Source organism: Tumebacillus lacus (assembly GCF_026410385.1).
In the GTDB taxonomy this organism is placed as follows: Bacteria; Bacillota; Bacilli; order Tumebacillales; family Tumebacillaceae; genus Tumebacillus; species Tumebacillus lacus.
Genome location: NZ_JAPMLT010000010.1, coordinates 85,035 through 105,544, shown reverse-complemented (window position 1 = coordinate 105,544; position 20,510 = coordinate 85,035). Strand labels below are relative to the sequence as shown.

Below are 20,510 nucleotides of genomic sequence, written 5' to 3'. Positions count from 1 at the left end.
TCCTTCTCCTCCTGCCTTGATGAAGGTGTTCTGCATCGTATGCAGGCAGGTGGGCAATTGTCACGAACAGTTGGGCGGGCGGGCTCATAGGATAGAAGCGAGACGCGAAGGAGGGTTTCGCCGATGTTTTACTACCTGCTGCGCACCGTCAAGATCCTGCTCTTGGCAGCGATTGGGATCGTCTTTTTGCGAGCGCTGTTCTTTCCGAACGTGCTCGATCTCGTTGTGTTGGCGTTGCTGTTTTTGATCTTGCTGGTCATGTTCATGGGGGCATGAAAAAAAGGCCATCCTGAGGTACAGGATGGCCTTTTTAATGTCCTAGTCTTCCAATTCTATATCATCGTATGCATCGCCCAAAGAGACGTGATCATCCTCGAGCCAGTACCAGTACCTGCCTTTGTTCCGGATCAGGTTTTCCAACAATTCTGTGAAGGAGAGCGCGATGATCTGCGTCTCACCGACGATGCCATGGCGGTCAGAAAAACTGTCATAGCATCGGCCGAGCCGCTCGGCATCCAGATCGATCGTCAGATATTCACCGCCTGCCTCTCGCGCAATGATGTAGAAGTTGGACGTGATGTCTTCCTCATACCGCTCGCCCACGATCACCGGATTGGCCAGGACGAACTCTTGCGGCGTCACGATCACTGCCGCATAGTCGGCCGATTTGAACAACTCGACTCCACCGCATGCCTGATAAAACTCGCGGACATCAACGGGAAGCGAGTGCTCCGGCTCCACGGCCGGAAGTCCGGCTGCCGGATAGACCTCGCAGTCCGGAAGCGTGCGGATTTTTTCAATCAATTGCTGGATGCTCAAGCGATTCTCTCCTATCTGTAGATATATTTGTGCAAGGCTCGGTAATACTCCCTGCGCGACGATTCAGGAACTTTCGCCGCGTCGAACATCGCTTCTGTGAGCGCCTGCATCTCCCTCGGGTGGATGTTCTTCCAGCCGATCTTGCCGCCGACCCGCTTGCCGGTGTTGATTTCCATCCAGTCGCGGGTCACCGCTTTGGTTGCGTCATGCAGTGCTTTTGTGAGCGCGATGGCCGGCGTGTGCGTGGCTCGGCTCTTATAGTTCGCGATGTTGTGCTTCGCCCATACGTCCAGCACGCCGTGGTGATTCTCCAGCGGTGTATTCGTAGGGCGGTAGGGCACCACCTGATAGAGCGACGCTTTCGTCTTGGCTTTCTTTTGCGGTCTGACTTTCGCGGTGTTGCTGGACTTTGTGCTCGATTTTTTCCGCGGCTTCAGCGTGCACGCGTTGTGCGTCCAGATGCCGAGGTTCGAGACAAAGTAGGTGTGGTAGTCTTTGACTTTGAAGTTGTAGACGGTGGTCTTTTTGTGATTGACGTAGATGCTGTCAATCGTCAGGATCTTGCCTTCTGCCGTCTCAAAGCGGTCTCCGGCCTTCAGGTCCTTCGTTTCCACCCAGCCTTCTCCGACGACCCAGAAGGGATGTTCATCGGTCGTCTTGAGGACTTCGGCGCCTACGTGGACTTCGTAGATCTCGTCGACTTCACGTTCGAAGAGCCACTCGACTTCCTTGTATGCTTTCTCACCGGACACTTCGTCCTTGGCCAGAACTTTATCACCGATTTCGACCGATTCGATCGGTTTCTCGCCATCTTCCGTATGGACGGTCGTCCCGACAGTGAAACATTTGCAATCTTTTTGCGGTGTGGCTTTGCGATACGTCTTTCGCTGCGGCGCTTTGGATTTCTTCAGCACAACCTTCGTCTTTTTGACCCTGGCCTTCTTGACGGAAGGTTTGTAGTACTTGACAGACTTGATCGCTTTCTTGCCTGCTTTGACGCCTTTGATCGCACCTTTTACCGCCCACTTTGCCTGCCCCGCCCCCGGAACGAAGTTCGAGGCGATGCTGGCAGCAGCACCCGCTTTGTGGTACCACTTGGACTTCTTGCTCTTCAAGGTGCGGATATCATCGCCAACAGCGAAGTTGTACGCCTTTTTCGCAGCTTTCTTCGTACTCTTCCAGACACCGGAGAGCCATTTTGCCTTATGACCGTCCGGATCGATGTTATTGACCGGGTCGGCATCGGCATACAGGTAGCGGTTCAGAGAGACCGGCTCATCCTCTTCGCCTTCGTACTCATCCGGCACGATGAAGCGGCCTGTGCTCGAATCGTAGTCGCGCCAGCCCATCAGATACAGGTTCGTATCCTGATCATAGATGACGCCCAATTTCCCGACGAAACGGTACGGGTTTGCTTCGCCCAGCGCCTTGTCGCCGCCGATGGAGATGACATTGCCCCACGTGTCGTACTCGTAGGTCGTCACCACATTGCCCGCGCTGTCTGTGATCGCCAGCACGTCGCCGCGCGCGTTGAATTGGTAGTAGTATACCACATCGTTCAACGAGAACGAGAGCAGGTTGCCGTCGCCGTCGCGGTAGTATTTGAGTGCTTCGGTCTTCGAAGTGGCCGTGAGTTTGGTTTCCAGGAAGATGCCGCCGGTCGTGTCACGGTGGTAGTGATAGTGCGTGTTGCCCGCCGCGTCGCTCACGTTTTTGGCGATCCTGTTGCCTTCTGTGTCGTACTCGTAGAAGACTTTCGGCTGCACTGCACCGTTGATCGTCTTGTCTACGGTCATCAGCTGATCGTCGCTGTTGTACCCGTAATCGATGACGGTGACGTTGGTGCCTTCTGTCGTCTTCACCTTTTTCAGCGTGCCGCTCGGATTGAATTCATAATCGGTCGTGCGCACCAAAGCGCCCGTCGTCTTGTCGAATTCTTTCTTTTGCTGCACGCGGTCTCCGGTGGCATACGTGTAGGTCGCCACCGTTTTGCCTGTCGCGAGATCTTCCACTTTGACGATGTTGGAGTTCCCGTCATAGGTGTACTTGAGCTTGCGACCGTTTTCCTCCGCCGTCTCCAAGTTGCCGACCGACGAATAGGTGTATCTCCCTTTCACAACACCCTTGTCGCTGATCTCCGCGATCTGATCGGTATCAGTGTACCGGTATTGCAGATCCAGCACCGGCGCGTTGTTGTTGCGATTGTTCGCCTTGATCGTGCTGACCTTTTCACCGCCGTTGTACGTAAACGTGGTCTGCACGCCTGGAGCGGTCACTTTCGACACCATGTCGTTGACGTAGTAGTCATAGTCAAACGTGTCAAAGTTCGGAGTCAGGATCTGCTTGGTACGGTCGCTGTCATCGGAGTTGATCACGGTGTCGCCCAACGCATTGGTGATGATCTCTTTGTTGTTCTTGTCGTCATACGCGGTCTTGGTGACAGTCTGTGTGTGCGTGATCGTCTCTTCCAACAGACGGTTGTTTTTGTCATAGACAGAGATGGTCTGGCTGTTGTAGAAACCGTCGCCGTCCGGGTCTTTATCCAGCGGGATCGGGTTCGTCTCGTCATAGATCCACGTGTTGGTGACATTCCCGTTGTTGTCGTGATAGTAACGGCTGTTTGTCTGGGTGCCTGCGGGCTGCGTGATGCCCAGTTCGCGAACGAGTTGGCCCAGTTCGTCATAGGACAGGGTGACCTCGTTCGTGGTTGTAACGCTCGTGCCGATCCCTTCCTGCATCGTGCGCTTGACGACTTGACCGAGCGCATCGTACTCATAGAGTGTGATTTGCAGTTTGGTCTCGCCGGTCACCGGGTCTTTGATCGACTTGGTCTCTTTGCTCAGTTGACCTTCCGCATCATACTCCCAGTCGGTGACCGCGCCTGTCGCGTCGACGAGCTTCGTTTTGTCACCGGCCGCATTGTACGTGTAGACCGTTTTCTTTCCCTCGGCGTCCACCACTTCTTTCAGCAGGCCGTTCAGGTCATGGATGTTCGTGACCGCGCCCAGTTTATCCATGGAAATGGCCTGGTTGCCTTTTCCGTCGTAGAGCGCCCAGGTCTCGACAGCCGGAGTCGAGGAATCCTTGCTGTAGATGCTGTTGTCGTCGATGTCATAGCCGTAATTCGTGGCCAGACCCATGCCGTCGACTTCCTTGAGCAGTCGGCCGATCACATCGAATTTTTGCTGCTCGACGAGCGTGTTGGCGTCTTTCGTCGGGTCTGATTCGCTGATTTGCCGGTTCTGTTCATCATAGCGGTAGTGCGTGACCCCTTTGGAATGGAGCGTGGATGTCACCGTGTCCCACGCCAGGTTTTCCTCGGTGAGCTTGTTATCGTTGGCATCGTAGGTGATGCGCATTTCGTTTCGCAACGGATCGACGGAACGAACCATGCGGCCCGCCTTGTCGTACTCATAGCGGCTGATCGAGCCGTTGCCGTCTTTCTCAGCAACTATGAAGCCGAGTTCGTTGTATTCGTCGATGTTCGTGATCGATACAACTTCCGCTTCTCGAGGCGTCTGGTTGTCGTAATACTGCTTGGTCACGTGCGGGTTTTTGATCTGGATCTGGCGGTTCGCTTCATCAAACAGATACTCGATGGAGTGACCCAGCGCATTGGTCGTCTTGATGAGGTTCCCGCTGCCGTCGTACTGGTGGACGGTCTTCTTGCCCAGACGGTCCGTCTCTTCGACCGCTTCGCCGTCCGCGTTGTAGATCCAGGTCGCACTCTGACCCAGTTCATTCGTCTCTTTCGTCATGTTGCCGGCAAGGTCAAATTCGTTCGTTGTCTTCTTGCCGTACGGGTCGAAAGATTCGATCGGATTCAGACCGTTTGCATCGTATTTGGTGATCAGTTTGTAATCCGCTTCTTCCATCCAGATGTCGTCTGTGTAGACAGTCCCTGCCGACAGCGAGATCTTGGCGGTCACAAATGCTGCGTTGGCCGGAATCGGCGCAAAGACGTGTTGAATGCTCCAATCGACCGTTCCGTTGATCGCGGCGCTGCTCGCGCTGCTGATCAGGTTTTTCGAGCTGTCATAGAACTGGAGGGATGAAACCAGCCCGGTCGCGCCGTTCGCCTTGACGTTGCCCAGGGCTCGAACGGGGAGACGCCCTTCCTTGATCGGCACGTAGTCCGATTCAATCGAGGCAGTTCCTGTCAGAGCGACGCCCTGCACACCGCTGCGCTTTTCAGTCGCGTGAAACGACCACGAACCGCTCGTCTTCCATTGGTTCAGCGCGGCGGCATCGCCTTTTTCAAAGCTGTGGTTCGGCAGATACCCGTACAGCGCGCCGCGCTGGTGGGTCTCTTCAGTCACGTTGCCGTAAGCGTCATAGGTGAACGTGACTTTGAAACCGTCCGGGTCAATGGTCGCCGTCTTGTTGCCTCGCGCGTCGTATTCATGCTTTGTCACACGGCCCAGCGGATCGATCTCTTCTTCCACCAAACTGGTGCCGGTCTTGTACTTGGTGCTGTGCACCGGAGTCGCTTGACCGCCATCCAAATCGGTGGTAGTCGGTTCCGTCTTGGTCAGCACGTTGCCAAGCGCATCGTAGGTGAACGTCGTCTTCAGAAAGCGTGGATCGGTCGATTCCATGAGGAGATGATTCTGGTAGACGAACGACTTGGTCAGGTTCAACCCATTCGGGTCTTCTGTCATCGATACGACGTTGCCGACCTCGTTGTACCCATACTCCGCTTCCAGCGAATCGTTCGGTCCGGCGATGGTCATGTCAACTTTTTTGTTGACCAGATCATAGCCAAATGTTTGAGCGACCGTCACCGGAGGATTCAACTGTCCGGTTGATGCATTCAGAGTGGTGAGCGAGTTTTCCACATTGATCAATCGAAGACCGTTGTACCGGTAATTGACCACGCGCTGGTTCGGGTCGGTGGTGCTCTTCAGACGACCCTTGTCATCATAGGCATACCCGAGCGTGCGGTAAAGCGTCCCCGCCGCGTCGTAAAACTCCACGCTGGTCAGGCGCAGGTCGGTGTAAAAATACTTGATCTTGCCAATCGGCGAGTTGACTTCCGTCATCACGTTGTTCATGTAGGCAAACGTCACCTTGCGCCCGACTGCATCGACGATCTCTTGCAATTGGTTGTTTGCCCAGACATAGGTGATCTTGTTTTCGTTGGTGTCAAACTCGGACGTAAGCAAGCCTTGCGCGTTAAAGGTGCTGGAGATCGCATCAGCGTCCTGATCTTGCAGCAGGTACGTACCGTCCGCCTGTTTCGTCAATTTGACATAGATCCCTGTGGGAGGCGTGTAGGTGCCATCCTCATTTTTGACAAAGCGGTGACGGCTGCCGTCTTCTTCCACATGGGTGAGATCCCCGTTGGACTCGGCGATCAGCTTGGATTCCACATCCAAACGCCATCCTTGCCCGAGCAAACCGGACTCGGTGTCTTGGCTGTTGTAGGAACGGTTGATCCCTGCATTCAACCCGCGGCCGTCCCAATCAAAGTCTTGATAGGTTAAAAACAGATTGCCGTTGGAGAGATTCACTTTGCTCGTGCCGAAACCGGTCGGCGTATCAACCACACCCCAGAACGTCTCGGTCCCGAGCATGTTCAGGAACTGGTCCACATACACGTACTTGCTCACGACCGACACGTTGCCCGCTTTGTCCTTCGCTTCCAGGCGAAGCGTGTACAGGCCGGTCGGGATGCCTGCGGTGTTCCAAGAGGCCAGCACGTTTTGATCCACGACCTCAGTCTTCTTCGCAATCTCCGTCCATTGCGTCGGAGTGGTGCCTGCGCCGTAAGAGAGCGTGTACTCCTGCAGATCGTTGTCGGTCGCGGAGCCCGCGATGTCGACCGTTCCGTTCAGATAATCCCGCTCATTCGGCGAGGTCATCTCCGCTGTCGGGAACGTGGTGTCGAGGATGATCCCGTCTGTTTGGATCGCCGACTCGTTGCCGGACGCATCTTTGTAGACGACGGAGACCGTCTTGTCGCCGTTGCCTTCCGACAATGTCCATTGCTTCACAGCAGTGAACGCCTCATCTGCGCTCCATGCCAGTTGTTCGTTGCGCAGGCGCTGTTGATACGGTCCGTTTGCGTTGTCGGTCACAGAGAGGTTCAATGTGACGTTCGGCGAGTTGGTCAGCGTCTGCCCGTTGTTGATCACGATGGCACCCTGCGGCGGCGTGGTGTCGGCGACCTTCACGTTCGAGGTCAGCGTATCGCCGAAGCGGCCGACACCGACTTGCAGCATGCCCCACTGGGTCAGGAAGTCTCCAGGGTTTTTGCCGCCGTTAAAACGCAGGTTGAACGTCTTGGTCTGAGCCGGACCGATGGAATCGGTGCTCGCCAGCGGCACCCGCGTATCCTGCGTCAACGGATCGGTCTCCGCCACAGACCCAAGATAGAACGCGCCAGACGATGTCCAAGTTTGGAGACCTTCGTTTTTCATCGTCACCTGCACATTGTAATCCCCGCTCGCTTCCATCGTCGCCGGGATCGAGTAGGAGACAATCGAAGCATCCAGAGCTTTGCGCGGCGTATCGCTCGAAGTGGTCGACCACGTATAGTTGCCGTTGTTGTCGACCGCCTTAACCGCCATGTAGTACGGTGTGCGCGGAACGAGTTCGCCGCTGTACGTGTAGGTGGTGCCGGTCGTCGTGGCGCCGTTTACCACATCCCACACGCCAGATTGCGTGCCGAGGTAGACTTCATAGTGCTTCACACCCGACAGGCTGTCGGTGGATGCACCCCAAGTAAACGTGTAGGAACTGTTCAGTTTGTTGGAGACTGCCGGTGTGCCAGGCTTGGTCGGAGCCGTTTCGTCTTCGATGGTCGGCATGAACGCATCCGACTGCACGGTCGCGCCGTATGCGTTGTATGCTTTGACGCGGAACCAGTAGTTTTTGCTGTTCGGGTAGTTGCCTCCCGATGCTTGGTATACCGGACGCGGGTCGTCTTCCAACTCACCGCCGCTCCCGTCCAAGCGCAGCGTGTACGTGCCTGCTGCCACCTGAGCCGCCGTCGGCCAGAGCTTTTTGCCTTTGGTGGTCCAAGAGAGCGTGTTCCCGACATCGATCTCTTCATAAGCCTTGCCGTTGAAGAACAGCACCTTGTACCCGGTGGCTCCTGCGACTGCGCTCCACTGCAGGTTGACATAGCCGTTGCCCGTGTTCGTGCCGTTGCCGTACGCCGTCCCGGTCGGAGCGGCCGGCTTCGGCGAGTACGTGATCTCCAGTCGCGGCGCATACGCGCCGGAGGAGTAATCGCTGGAGTAAAACTTGCGGTAGGAACCGGTCGTGTTCTCGTTGCTCGCTTGCATGACCAGCCCGTGGTAGTTCGCCGGGTTGTCATACCAGTAGTTGACGAGGTTGCCGACGTTCCACGTGTACCAACCGTTTGCCTCGCCTTTGGAAAGCGTGTTTGACGCATACGTACCGCCAAATCCCGGCTGCGTATCGTATGTAATGGACGAGCTCGACCATGCCGAGTACGCGCGGTGGATATTGATCGTGGTGTCGACAGAAGAAGGTTCATAATACTTGTAAGCCTTGAAATTCGCCCCCGTCAGCAGGCCTCCGTCCAGCGACGGCAGCGAACTGCCGAACTTAATATACGTGCGGTGGCTGTCGACAGTCGGTGCATACCCGGTGCGCAGTTCCGGGTCGCCTCCATAGTTGACGTGGCCGTACACTTCCCCGACATACGCGTCAAACGTAGTGGCAGTCGTGCCGCCGACCGTGACGGTCGGGTCGAGCAGGACCGGGTATGTCGTTTCCGGGTCTTTCAGATAGTTCATGTCCAGCGGCAGGGTCAGCAGGACTTTGCCGCCTTTCTCTTCCAGTACGAAGTCCATCTCATGCGACTCTCGGTCGGAAGAATCGCGCAGGAACGGCGGATCGAACGCCCAGACCGCCGATCCGTCTTTCTTGTCGGTAAAGACAATGCGACGACCCTCTTTTTTCACGTTGAGGTCTGTCTTTAGTTCAAACGTGATGCGGTCGACCTCGGGGAGCTTTTTTAGAACGAGGTCTTCTTTGACGCCAGTGCTGCGGACATGGTAGACAGCGTCGATATTGGCTAAAATTTCTGAATAAGTGAGGGCGTCCTCTTTGCTGACACCTTCCGCAGCTTTGGCGCCGACCACCGAATAGGACAGCGCGTGCTGACCTTGCTTGATTTTGAAGATGTCTTTGTCGGCCGTCTTCCCGAACAGAGCGGTAAATTTATTCGCTTTGTTCCGATACTTGAAGTTGCCTTGCTCTTCTTTGTCTTTGATCTCTTCGGTGAGCGAGTTGTCGATCTCCTTCCATTCCTTCTGACCTGGATCTTGGTAGAAGATCGGGGTGGAGAACATTTCAATCGTTTCGGTTAAATCACTGTTTTTCCAAGTTTTTGAGTTTTCCGTTCGTTTCTCTTTGATCTCGAGCACCTTGTCGGGTGCTTCCTTTTTGGGGTCTTCTTTGTCTTTATGCTCGTTCGTGCCGTGCGCATAGGCTGTGCCGAGCGATTCAAGAGGATAACCCAGAGCGAGAGACAGCACCAGTGTCCAAGCGAGGACTTTTGCATACATACCTGACAGACGCAATCAAGTGCCCCTCCTTCATATTTGTTTTTTGGACACAAAAGGCCCCTTAAAGTAGAGTTCGGGCACGTGACCTACTTTAAGGGGTTCATGCGGAATTTTTATTTACGGCAATTTTTTCTTAAAAGCATCCATCTCCGTATACCCGCTGATCACAATCCGCTTCAGACTCCACGGCTCCGTGCGCGGCGTGGCATAGCCGGACTCGCCGCTGACGGCGTATTGGTAGCCTGCCGCTTTGACGGCCTGCTTCGATCTGTCGTCAAAGAATCCATACGGGTAGGAAAACGCCAGCACCGGCCGCCCGATCTCCTTTTCGATCTCCCGTTTGCTCCCGGCAATCTCGTCATCACGTTGCTTCGCGGAGGTCAGAATCGCCACGTTCGGATGCGTCTGCGTATGCGAGCCAAACTCCACACCACCGTCTCTCATCCGCCGCACCTGTTGCCACGTCAGAAAGCCCTCCGTGCCGATAAAACCGGTCGTCAAAAACACCGTCGCCTTCATCCGCCTCTCCCGCAGCAAGGGGTAGAGGATCGTCCAGTTGTCGAGATAGCCGTCATCGAACGTGAGGACGACCGGCTTTTTCGGCAGCAGACCGATGCCGAGCTCCCATTTCAGCAGGTCCTCAAACGAGATCGTTTCATACCCCGCCTGCATAAGCCACGTCAACTGACGCTCAAAGTCGGCCGTCCTCACACATGATGCATCGCTCTCTTCGTGGCACACGCGATGATACGCGAGGATCGACAGGGAAAATTCGCCCGACCTCTCTGCCGGTTCCGGCTCCATCGTCGCGACGGGCACCGGCGGCCGCCCTTGCATCGCGAGCAAGCACACAGACACGACCAGCACAAGCAGCGAGCGGCTCCCTTGCCGCCAGAGATTGTTCGCAGTCATCTGTCACTCCCCCCTTTCCCGGTGATGACTAGTATGACCTTGTAAGGGGAAAAACCACCTAGCGCTCCATTGAAATGACGACCTTCCCCCTGGCATGACCTTCTTCCAGATACCGGAGAGCGTCAGGGACTTCGGGCAAGGTGTACCGTCTCTCGATGACAGGCACTACTTTACCGGTTTCCAGAAGCTCTTTCATACATTCCAAATCCTTCGGGTTGGGTTTCAGCATCAAGTTCCCCATCTTCGGGCCCCCGGTCCTTGAGATCCACGGTCCGAGGAGTATGGCTTGAAACATTTGAGCCTCCGCACCGCCGGTCATGACATATTTTCCATCAGGTCGCAAGGCACGCCTGTAATCTGATAGCGGACGATACCCGTTCGCCGCCAAGATCAAGTCATACTGCTGCCCGCCTTTGGTAAAATCCTCCTTCGTATAATCAATGACTTTGTCCGCTCCCATCGAGAGCGCCGTGTCCACATTTCTCGAACTGCACACGGCCGTGACTTCAGCACCGAACGCTTTGGCGATCTGCACGGCAAACGTGCCCACACCTCCGGACGCACCGTTGATCAATACTTTTTGTCCCGGCTTGATCTGTCCTCGGTCGCGGAGAGCCTGCAGGGCGGTGACGCCGGCGGTCGGCACGGCGGCCGCCTCCTCAAACGACCGATTGACCGGTTTGCGCACCAAGACTCGTTCTGAAACGCATACATACTCGGCATACGCGCCAAAGCCGCACCGAGAGAGATCCCCGAAAACTTCATCTCCCGGCTGAAACTGCGTGACGTTCGGGCCGACCGCTTCGACGCGCCCTGCCATGTCCGCTCCGATGATTTGGTATTTGGGTGTAAACAGACCGTACATCAGGCGGACTAGAAACGGATCGGCGCGCAAGAGATGCCAGTCGCTCGCATTGAGAGCGGCCGCCTGCACGCGCACCAGCACCTCCCCGTCTTTTGGAACAGGTTTTTCCACCTCTTGGAGTTGAAGCACATCCGGCGAGCCGTATTTTGTGCATACAATCGCTTTCATTTTCATTTGAGTCCCCCCATTCGAAATAGAGAAAAGCCATTGAATCTATAAGAATATACTCGATAGATACAATGGCTTTCTTTCTTTATTTGAGAATTAGTTATCGACCACCCGGCGTCCACGGTCCGCCGTCGCTCTTCTTGCGGCGCGGTTCAGCAGTGGAACGCTTGACTTTATAGCGGTTCGGATGGCGCGGCACGGGGATCTGGAGTTCGTCGTCCTCCTCGGTCACCGCGTCCAGAGAGGAGGCGAGGGTGACTTCCGGCTCTTCCTCCTCCACTTCGACGGAGACGGTCTCCCGCCGTTTGATCGCCGGAGCATCCGCGTCCTCCTGCCAACCGTCATCGCGGCGTTCCACCGACGAGGACTCCATCTCGCCGAGGTCGCCGTACGCGTCGACGTCCTCCACCTGCGGGGCGAACGACGGTGCGGCCATGTTCAGCCGGTATCGGTCGATCATCTCCTGCACGAACGTCTCGCGGCCGTGGTCGGACGCCAGCGATTTGCGGAAGCGGGACGCAAATTTGGCCGGTTCCCACTCCTTTTTGCCTTCAAAATACCACTCCACCGTCTCCAGCGTCCGGGCCGGGAACGCCAGATACGCCGCCAGCACGGTCATTTCCTCATTCGATACCTCGCGCACGCCCCGGTAGACGTCGAGGATCGAAAATCCGATCTCCGCATCCCACTCGTAGCGCGGCATATAGCGGGCCAGCAGCCCGCCCAGATCGTGGATCGGGTGCCCGTAGTGGCAGTGGTCAAAGTCGATCACCGCCATCCGCTCGCGGTCGACGATCAGGTTTTGCCGCGAGAACGAGCCGTGGCAGATCGTCTTGTGCTCGCGGGCCCACGCCAGCACCTCACCGTAGGGTGCTTCCGCCAGCTGCCCGGCGGCGTGGTCGATCATCTGGATCAGCTCACCGCGATGCTGGGCGTAGACGCGGTCCATCTCGTTTTGCTCGTCGCGGCGGTCTTCCAAACTCTCGTCATAGCTGCCCAGTTTCGCCCGGAACCGGCCCCACTGCGCCGTAAAGTCTTCGCGGGCTTCATGACCAAATCCGCCGCCTTCGCAGCCGTTGCCCGCATTGTGCAGGCGGGCGAGCGTCTCGGCGGCGAGGAAAATGTTTTTCGTCTTTTTCAAATCGGCTTCCTTGCCCGGCAGCCAGTCGGTCAGGTAATAGATCTCATCGCCCTGCACCACATACGGATCGCCGTATTTCGTGCGGATAAAGCGCGGCACATGAGCAAATCCGCCCGCTGCCAGATGCTCGATCGCCTCGTGGACAAAGCGCACGCGCGCGTCGCTGGCCGTGACTTTTTTCAACATCCGGTACCCCGCCGGCGTCTTGATCTTCAGCACGCCGCGCACTTGGCGGACTTTTTCCACAGCGAGGTCCCACTCGCGCAGGATTTCCGGGTCGGCTCCGTAGAGGTCAAACGTTTCGAGCAGTTCCCGCTCGTCTTTTTTCTTGCCCATCGTGTCCCAGCCCCCTTACAGAAACTCTCGCAGATTTTGATTTTTCTCGATGCGGCGCACGAGGTCTTTGATCTCCTGATCGCGCTCTTTGTCGGCGACGAGGATCGAGCGCTCCGTCTGCACGATCAGCAGATCGCGCACGCCGATCGTCGCGACCAGTTTGTCATCGCTCTCGATGATGCAGCGGCCCGTGTCGATGCCGACGTGTAAGCCGTTGACGATGTTGCCCGAGTTGTCGTGTGTGAGAAACCGCTCCACCGACCGCCACGAACCGACGTCGTCCCAGGCAAAGTCGGCCGGGATCACTGCGACGTTGTCCGCCTTTTCCATGATCGCGTAGTCGACCGACAGTTTTTCCATCTGGCCGTACGTCTCGCGGATGATCTCCTTTTCATCCGGCGTGCCGAGATTTTCATAGATATAGGCGAGCTGGCGGTACATCTCCGGCATGTGCTTGCGGTACGCCTGCAGCACCTGCTGGACCCGCCAGACGAACATGCCCGAGTTCCACAGGTATTTCCCTGATTGCAAGAAGCGCAAGGCGCGGTCAAAGTCCGGCTTCTCCGTAAATTCCGCAACGTGATAGGCGCGCCGCCCGTTGTCGTTGACGAGCAGGCGATCCATTTTGATGTAGCCGTAACCGGTCTTCGGCTCGGTCGGGCGGATGCCAAACGTGACGAGCATTTTATGAGTGCGGGCAAACTCGGCCGCCCACGACAGGCAGCGGCGAAAATCTTGCTCCGAACCGATGAAGTGGTCAGAGGGCAACACCGCCATCACCGCATGCGGGTCCCGGCGAGCCAGTTTGACGGCGGCGAGGCCGATCCCCGCCGCCGTCTCCCGCGCTTCTGGCTCGATGATCAGATTTTCCGGCGGCAGGTCGGGGAGCTGTTCCCGGATCTTGTCAAAATAGCGGTCGTTGGTCACGACGTAGACGCAGTCTTGCCGGATCAAAGGGCGCACGCGTCCGGCCGTCGTCTGGAGCAGACTCTTATCCCCGAAGATCTGCAAAAACTGCTTCGGGTTGCTGGCTGACGACTTGGGCCAAAACCGGCTGCCCACCCCGCCTGCAAGGATCACGGCGTATAACAATGAGCGACTCCTCCCTTCCGCGGGACCTCCTTACACCCAACGCGCACTCCCGGCTCCGTACAGCATCGGGAGACGCGATTGCGCTTCGCGCACGGCCGACTCCAAACGCTCCGCAAACACATCCGCCCCCCGTTTCAAGCGGTTGTACTGACTCAGATGGCGGTACGCCGCGTGCGGGAACGCCAGATAGGAGTCGATGACGACGACCTCCTGCTGGGAGAGGCCCATCGTCTCCGCATACGAGTCCAAAAACAGCGTCGCCATCTGGTTTTCGCCCCGTTCGACCAGACCGAGGGCAAATTTGGCCGCGTCATACAGCGGCAGATCGGCGACCGCATCGTCGATGTGCAGCGTAGCGACGCGCCCTTCATAGTCGATGCGCAGATCGTTCAGGCGGTACTCGCCGAGGGCAAACGCGCCTTCCTGCTCCGCCCGGCGGGCCAGTTCCTCATAGCGTCCGGCCGTTAAGCCCTCCACCGCGATCCCGACCTGCTCGGCGATCCATTCAAAATGCTCGACAAAGCGGTCTTGCAACGCGTTGCGCTGGCGAAACTCGTTCCAGTTGACGTAGCGCTGCTCCAGTTCGTCGCCCACCTTGGCGAAACGGGTCAGCCACGTCCCGTGCCGTTTCGGCAGCGCGATCTCCTCGCCGAGCTCAAGCCCCTTCACCACCTGATGCAGCCGCGCCAGATTGCGCCCGGCCAGCCGCATGTCGAGCGGCATCACCTCGGGCACGCGCCCTTCCCACTCATCGCTGAGCGTGCAGAACGCACCGTCCGCCTGAACGATCGCCTCGCCGTACAGCGTGCGGATGTGCCGGGGCACGCGTCGGAATCCCTGCTTGGCGAGATGTTCCCACAGCGCGTGACGGCGGTGCACCCGCCTTTCGTCCGTATCGATGCGCAGGCGTTTCGCCCCGCGGTCGCTGATGATCAAAGCGGTCGTGTCATCAAGAGGTTCTATCCCCCGCACTTGTACTCCGTAACGGGGCAGTACAGATGCCAGGATCGCATCCCATTGTTCGTGCTCCATACTTCTCCCCTCCCTCTTCTCTTGCTTACAATCGTATGCGTTTGTACCAGCGAGTAGACGAAAAAAAACAGATGGGCACAGGGCTCATCTGTTTTTCGGTATGTGCGTTCGACCCGCCGGTCGGATCAGCGATTCAGTTCCGGGATGTAGAGGACCTGGCCCTCTTCCAACGTTTGATCTTGCAGATTGTTCGCGCGCAGCAAGTCTTGCACCGACGTGCTGTACCGCTCCGCCAGATCATGGATGTTGTCTTCGGGGTGGACGATCTTAAATTTCATCGTCGCCTTCTCGCCGCTTTCCACGAGCAGCATGTCGCTCCAGATCGAGTCGTTTTGCTTCATGTTGCCCTTTTGTCCGGTATGGACAGAGGCCGACTCCTGATCGTGGTCATGGTCGTGATGATGATGGTGCGACGAGGACGACTCGTGATGTTTGTGATGCGAGGAAGACTCCTTGTGAGGCGCGAGATCGGACAGTTTCACTTCGGTGACCTCCACCTGCACTTGCTCTTCCACGATCATCACCTGCTCTTCGGCCAGCATCTCCGCTTGCGGAGCGGGCGGTGCCGACGGCGCTTCCGCCCGTGAGCGAGAGTCGCCGAGCAGCGCGGACAGCTTGATCGGAGCGCCCTCGACGACCGCCGACTTGCCGCCGACCGAGAGCTTCGGACCGGACGGTTTGGCTGCGACAGGCGACTCGATCACCTGCACGTCCAGATCGTCTCCCGCCTCGGAGATCACTTCGTCTTCAAACTCAAACTCCGCCACCGCCGGACGTTCCGCGTCGTGCGCCTCGGCCACCGGGGCGAGCGACGCTTCCACGACTTCGTCCGTGTGTTGTCCCGCTTCCACTTCATACGCTTCCGTACGCCCGATCAGAGGCTCTTCCTCATCCTCCGCCGCTTCGTGGCGCGTCTCCTGCCACTCCGGCGACTCCAGCACAAACGCATCCTCGTCCTCGTCTGTCGCTTGCTCCTCTGCGTGCACCTCATCCGGACGCGCCTGCGCTTCCTCATCCGCCACATACGGCGTGCCGTACGTCATCTCCGGCTCCGCTTGCTCAAACGACTGCGGCTGCGGCACATTCAGCTCCGGCAGTTCAAATTTGGGCGGTTCAAAGTTCGGCAGGTCATATCGCGGCGGCTGATACGTCGTCGGCTGATACGACTGCGGGATCACAAACTCCGGCTGCCCGGCGAGCGGCTGATCAAAATCGGCAGCCGAGCGATGCTCCGCTTCCGTCCCCTTCAACTGCTGCGCCCACAGCGATCCCGGCTCCGGCAGCGGGAACACGAGGTTCGGATCGGGAGTGAAGACGATCTCGTCCTCTGCCTCCTCCTCCGGTATCGCCTCCGCCGCATATCCATCCGCCTCGCGAGCCTCGGCCGCCTGCGCATCGTCCGGCGCCGATTCGATGATCCAGTCGTCGTCCGACTCCGCGGTGTCTTCTGCCTCCTCGTGGCGCGCTTCCTCAATCGTCCACGCACTCGTCTCCGCCACCTGATCAAACGGCGGCTCGAACTCCACGCCCGGCAACTCCTGCGGCGGCAAGGACGTGCGCTCCTCTTCCTGATCGAGCAGCGCGTCGAGCTGCTGCGCCGCCACGCCTTCCTCCTGCGTACCGCAGCGGAACACATAGCCTTCCGACGCGGACAGCCCCTGCACAATCAACTCCGCCCGCAGATGGACCGTCTGATCGCCGAGCACATGGACGTTCCACTGACCGACCTTCGGATTCACGTCGAGTATCCCGTCGCGGCGCTGGTGTTCCAATTGAGCGGCCACCGGCACCTGCAACACAAACGGCAACCGATGATGCAACGGCAAGATCGGCGCATCCTCCGGCAGGTCTTCCGTGGCAAATACATCCCCGTCATCCAACGCATCCGGCAACTCCTCGCTGCCTTCCTCGCCCTGACGCAAAAATCCGCTAAAAGTCAGCGCACCTTTCAACACATACGCATCGTCTTCCACATCAAATCCGGTAATCTCCGTTGCAACAGTCGCATCTTCCAAATCTTCCTGACCGCGCACCGTCTCTATCGTCACCTGTTGGTCCACATGAATACGAATCGATGGAACCGCATGTTCCGCCTCCGCCATAGTAAGTCCCCTCCTTCGGTACATAGAACGTCACTATAAAATATGAGGGGACATGTACGCGTAGAACTTTGACGACTACGCAACCGGACGGAAACTTACGAGAGGATCTTGAACGTCGCGTTCACAAACAATTTCACACCGGTCTCCAGCGCATCCTCATCAATCGTAAAGCGCGGATGATGATGCGGATACACGATGCCTTTTTCCTGATTGCCCGCTCCGACAAAGAAGAGCGAACCAGGCGCGGCCTGCTGATAAGCGGAAAAATCCTCGCCGCCCATGTTCGGCTGCATCTCGAACAGCGCTTCCTCCCCGAGCACCTCGCGCACCGTCTCCCGAACCACGCCGGTGATCTCCGCATCGTTGATCACCGGACTGTACCCCATCGAGTAGTGGAACGTATACGACGCCCCGTGCGCCTCCGTGATCCCTTTCACCACGCGCTCCATCAACTTCGGCACCTCTGCACGCAGAGTCGCATCGAAACTGCGCACCGTGCCCATGATCTCCACCGTGCCGGGAATGACATTGTGTGTCGTGCCGCCGATAAACTTCGTCACCGACACCACCAGCGGCTCCAGCGGGTCGTTGTAGCGGGAGACGATGTGTTGGAGATTGGTCACCACCTGCGCGCCGATGGCAATCGAGTCGATCGTCTGGTGCGGGAGCGCCGCATGACCGCCTTTGCCTTGAATGAAGATCTGGAACATATCGGGCGACGCCATCATCGGACCTGCCAGCACCCCGACCTTGCCGATCTCAATCGTCGACCACAGATGCGTCCCGATCACCGCATCGACCCCTTCCATCACGCCCGCGTCGACCATCTCCTGCGCCCCGCCGGGGAACAGCTCCTCCGCATGCTGGAACAGGAACCGCACCTCGCCGCGAATCTGCTCCTTCATCCCGGCGAGCACCTTCGCCGTGCCGAGCAACATCGCCGTGTGGCCGTCATGCCCGCAGGCGTGCATCACACCGGGATTTTTCGAGGTAAATTCAAATTCGTTCTCCTCCGTGATTGGCAGCGCATCCATATCAGCCCGGATCGCCAGCACTTTACCCGGCTGCGACCCGATCAAACGGGCGACCACAGACGTCTTCGTCGGCCGCGACAGTTCGAGATTGCCAAAGCTCTCCAGCATGTTGTATACATATTGCGCCGTCTCTTCTTCATAAAAAGACAGCTCCGGGTGCTGATGCAGATACCGACGCCATTTCACCACATCTGCCTTTACCTCGTCGACCAAGCCGAGCAACGGTTCCCATTTCATTATGTCAAAACTCCTTTTTTATAAAATTTACAGGATTGCGACACCTTCATGGTATCGGGTATAGTAAGAAAAAGTCAAATGTTCCCTGCGTCACTGCAAAAAGCCACGGGAGCCTCATCGCCCCTGCGGCTTTTTCTTATTTCTGTATGTATGGTTCTTATTCATTGAAGGAGTTGTTTTGCCCATGACCGCTTGGATGAATCAAAATATCCGGTCGCTGTATCTGTACGTCTTCTGCTCCGGCCTCTATTTCGACCGCGCCCTCTGGGTGCTCTACCTCGGGGAGCGCGGCATGAACATGGCGCAAGTCGGCGTGCTGGAAGCGTTTCTGCACCTGATCATCCTCTTTTTCGAAGTCCCGACCGGCATCGTCGCCGACCTTTACGGACGGAAAAAGAGCCTGCTGATCGGCCAGTTCATCTCGATCTTCTACGCCCTGTTCATGATGATCTCAGGGAACTTTTTCCTCTTCTCGCTGGCGTTCGGCCTGATGGGGCTCGGCATCACGTTCAAATCGGGAGCGGAGCAAGCCCTGCTCTATGAGACCCTCAAAGCAAACGGCGAAGAAAAACGCTACACCCGCCTCGCAGGCAGCATGACAGCTTTGGTCCTCGTCTCGATGAGTCTGGCAAAATGGGTGGGAGGCTATATGGCGGAGTGGAGTTGGACGTTGGTCTACTCCTCGATCATCATCTTCCAGTTCCTCGCGCTCGCTCCGCTCGTCTTCCTGCGCGAACCGCAGCGGGAACAAGAGCCCGAGCCCGCTGCACGCCGCTCGCTCAAGGAAGCCTGGCGCAACCAATTCATCGACTCTCTCAAAGTCTGGAACGCCGAACAATCGGTGCGCGGCCCGATCCTCGGCGCGATTGCCGTCTCGACTGTGATGGTCGTCGTGATCTTCTACGCGCAAGAGTATTTCTCCCGCCTCGGCTACAGCCCGAGCGAGATCGGATTCATCATGATGCTCGAATCGCTGATCGGAGCCGCCGCCGCCAAACTGGCCCACCGCGTCGACTCCCGCTGGCCGTTCCGCACGGCGTTCAACGGGATCTACTACCTGTTCGTCGCCCTGCTCGTGCTGTTCGCCCTGCTGAACGGCTGGCTGGCCGTGCTGTCGATGCTGATCCTCGGCATGCTCTCCACGCTGCTCGACCCGATCTTCGACAACTTCATTCAGTCGAAAGTGACATCGAACATCCGGGCGACGTTTTTCTCGATGATCTCACTGTTGACCAGCCTGTCGATCATGATCTTCTTCCCGTTGTTTGGTGCGGTGGTGGATGAGATCGGGTTTAGCACCTCGTTCCTGCTCCTCGTCGCGCCGTTGATCGCCATCGGGTTGTTTGCGAGCTTCCGTTTGCGTTCGGTTGTCGACAGGGAAGAATAAAAAGATACTTTGAGCAAAGGACGGAACCAAAGCCATGAATCTCCTCATCCTCGGTGCTACCGGCCGCACCGGCCGACGATTGACCGAACTCGCCCTCGAAGGCGGGCATCATGTGACCGCCTTCGTTCGGGATCAAGGGAAATTGAACATCCAGCATGAACATCTCTCCGTCATCCAAGGCAACGCCACCGACCGCGACGACGTGCTGCAAGCCTTCGCGGTGTCCAAGCCCGACGCCGTCCTCAGCGCCCTCTCCACCGACAAAGGCACCGTGCTCACCGACAGCATGCCGCACATCATCGAAGCGATGCAGTCTCACGGAGTCCGCCGCATCCTCACCATCGGTACGGCAGGCATCCTCAACAGCCGCACCGAGCCGGGGAAGTATCGGTATGAGAGCAATGAATCGCAGCGGGCATTGACAAGGGCAAGTGACGAGCATCGTCGGGCTTTTGAAATGCTCGCCGCCTCCGACCTCGACTGGACTGTTGTCTGCCCCACTCATCTCACCGACGACCCGGAAGAAGGCACGTACCGGGTGGAGCGGGACTATCTACCGGAGGATGCGAAAAAGGTCTCGGTCGGGGATACGGCCCGATTTACGTATAGCCAGCTTAACAGCGATGAATATCTTCGTGCGCGAGTAGGGATTGCGACGTAAAAAACCGTGGGATCTCCACGGCTTTTTCGCTTCTCTCCATAACTCTTCCGTACAAAGTTCTAACACATCATGAAACAGAGCCTGCTCCACAGTCAGTTGATGGTCGAATATCGTGCTTCCTTCACCACCTGAACGATCAACCGATTTCGTTGGGTTTAAGTTGAAGTCTCCTCACCTTCAT

General features: G+C 57.4%; 12 protein-coding genes. 3 read left to right on the top strand and 9 right to left on the bottom strand.

Going from position 1 to position 20,510, the window contains the following annotated elements; genetic code table 11:
• The first annotated feature begins 123 nt into the window (after window positions 1–123).
• Entirely contained in the window at window positions 124–276 is a 153-nt protein-coding gene (locus tag OS242_RS15635; RefSeq protein WP_267152629.1) for a hypothetical protein, read from the top strand.
• Window positions 277–318: 42 nt separating this feature from the next.
• On the opposite strand, the gene OS242_RS15630 is transcribed toward OS242_RS15635, so the two are convergent.
• The 9 genes from OS242_RS15630 to OS242_RS15590 form a co-directional block, all read right to left on the bottom strand.
• Window positions 319–819 carry an SMI1/KNR4 family protein gene (locus OS242_RS15630; RefSeq protein WP_267152628.1) on the bottom strand — a complete coding sequence of 167 codons (501 nt, stop codon included), beginning with the start codon at window positions 817–819 and terminating at the stop codon, window positions 319–321.
• An 11-nt stretch (window positions 820–830) separates the two neighbouring features.
• Window positions 831–9,377, bottom strand: a complete 8,547-nt coding sequence (locus tag OS242_RS15625) for a polymorphic toxin-type HINT domain-containing protein (protein WP_267152627.1) — start codon at window positions 9,375–9,377, stop codon at window positions 831–833.
• Window positions 9,378–9,479: 102 nt separating this feature from the next.
• Window positions 9,480–10,274: a polysaccharide deacetylase family protein gene (locus tag OS242_RS15620; RefSeq protein WP_267152626.1), complete on the bottom strand. Its 795-nt coding sequence runs from the start codon at window positions 10,272–10,274 to the stop codon at window positions 9,480–9,482.
• Window positions 10,275–10,332: 58 nt separating this feature from the next.
• Window positions 10,333–11,307 carry an NAD(P)-dependent alcohol dehydrogenase gene (locus OS242_RS15615; protein ID WP_267152625.1) on the bottom strand — a complete coding sequence of 325 codons (975 nt, stop codon included), beginning with the start codon at window positions 11,305–11,307 and terminating at the stop codon, window positions 10,333–10,335.
• Between the two features lie 100 nt (window positions 11,308–11,407).
• The gene (locus tag OS242_RS15610; RefSeq protein ID WP_267152624.1) at window positions 11,408–12,784 is read right to left on the bottom strand and encodes a CotS family spore coat protein; all 1,377 of its coding nucleotides are present in this window, start codon (window positions 12,782–12,784) and stop codon (window positions 11,408–11,410) included.
• 15 nt (window positions 12,785–12,799) lie between these two features.
• The gene (locus OS242_RS15605) at window positions 12,800–13,876 is read right to left on the bottom strand and encodes a mannose-1-phosphate guanylyltransferase (protein ID WP_267152623.1); all 1,077 of its coding nucleotides are present in this window, start codon (window positions 13,874–13,876) and stop codon (window positions 12,800–12,802) included.
• Window positions 13,877–13,906: 30 nt separating this feature from the next.
• Window positions 13,907–14,908 carry an aminoglycoside phosphotransferase family protein gene (locus OS242_RS15600; protein ID WP_267152622.1) on the bottom strand — a complete coding sequence of 334 codons (1,002 nt, stop codon included), beginning with the start codon at window positions 14,906–14,908 and terminating at the stop codon, window positions 13,907–13,909.
• Between the two features lie 125 nt (window positions 14,909–15,033).
• Window positions 15,034–17,010 (bottom strand): LysM peptidoglycan-binding domain-containing protein, encoded by a 1,977-nt coding sequence (locus OS242_RS15595; RefSeq protein WP_267152621.1) that lies wholly within the window; start codon window positions 17,008–17,010, stop codon window positions 15,034–15,036.
• A gap of 95 nt (window positions 17,011–17,105) precedes the next feature.
• The gene (locus OS242_RS15590) at window positions 17,106–18,281 is read right to left on the bottom strand and encodes a M20 family metallopeptidase (RefSeq protein ID WP_267152620.1); all 1,176 of its coding nucleotides are present in this window, start codon (window positions 18,279–18,281) and stop codon (window positions 17,106–17,108) included.
• Window positions 18,282–18,465: 184 nt separating this feature from the next.
• Here OS242_RS15590 and OS242_RS15585 point away from each other — a divergent pair, with 184 nt between their 5' ends.
• Both OS242_RS15585 and OS242_RS15580 read left to right on the top strand, forming a co-directional pair.
• Window positions 18,466–19,668, top strand: a complete 1,203-nt coding sequence (locus OS242_RS15585; RefSeq protein WP_267152619.1) for an MFS transporter — start codon at window positions 18,466–18,468, stop codon at window positions 19,666–19,668.
• 34 nt (window positions 19,669–19,702) lie between these two features.
• Complete coding sequence (locus tag OS242_RS15580) at window positions 19,703–20,329, top strand: NAD(P)-dependent oxidoreductase (protein WP_267152618.1); 627 nt, start codon at window positions 19,703–19,705, stop codon at window positions 20,327–20,329.
• Window positions 20,330–20,510: the final 181 nt, after the last annotated feature.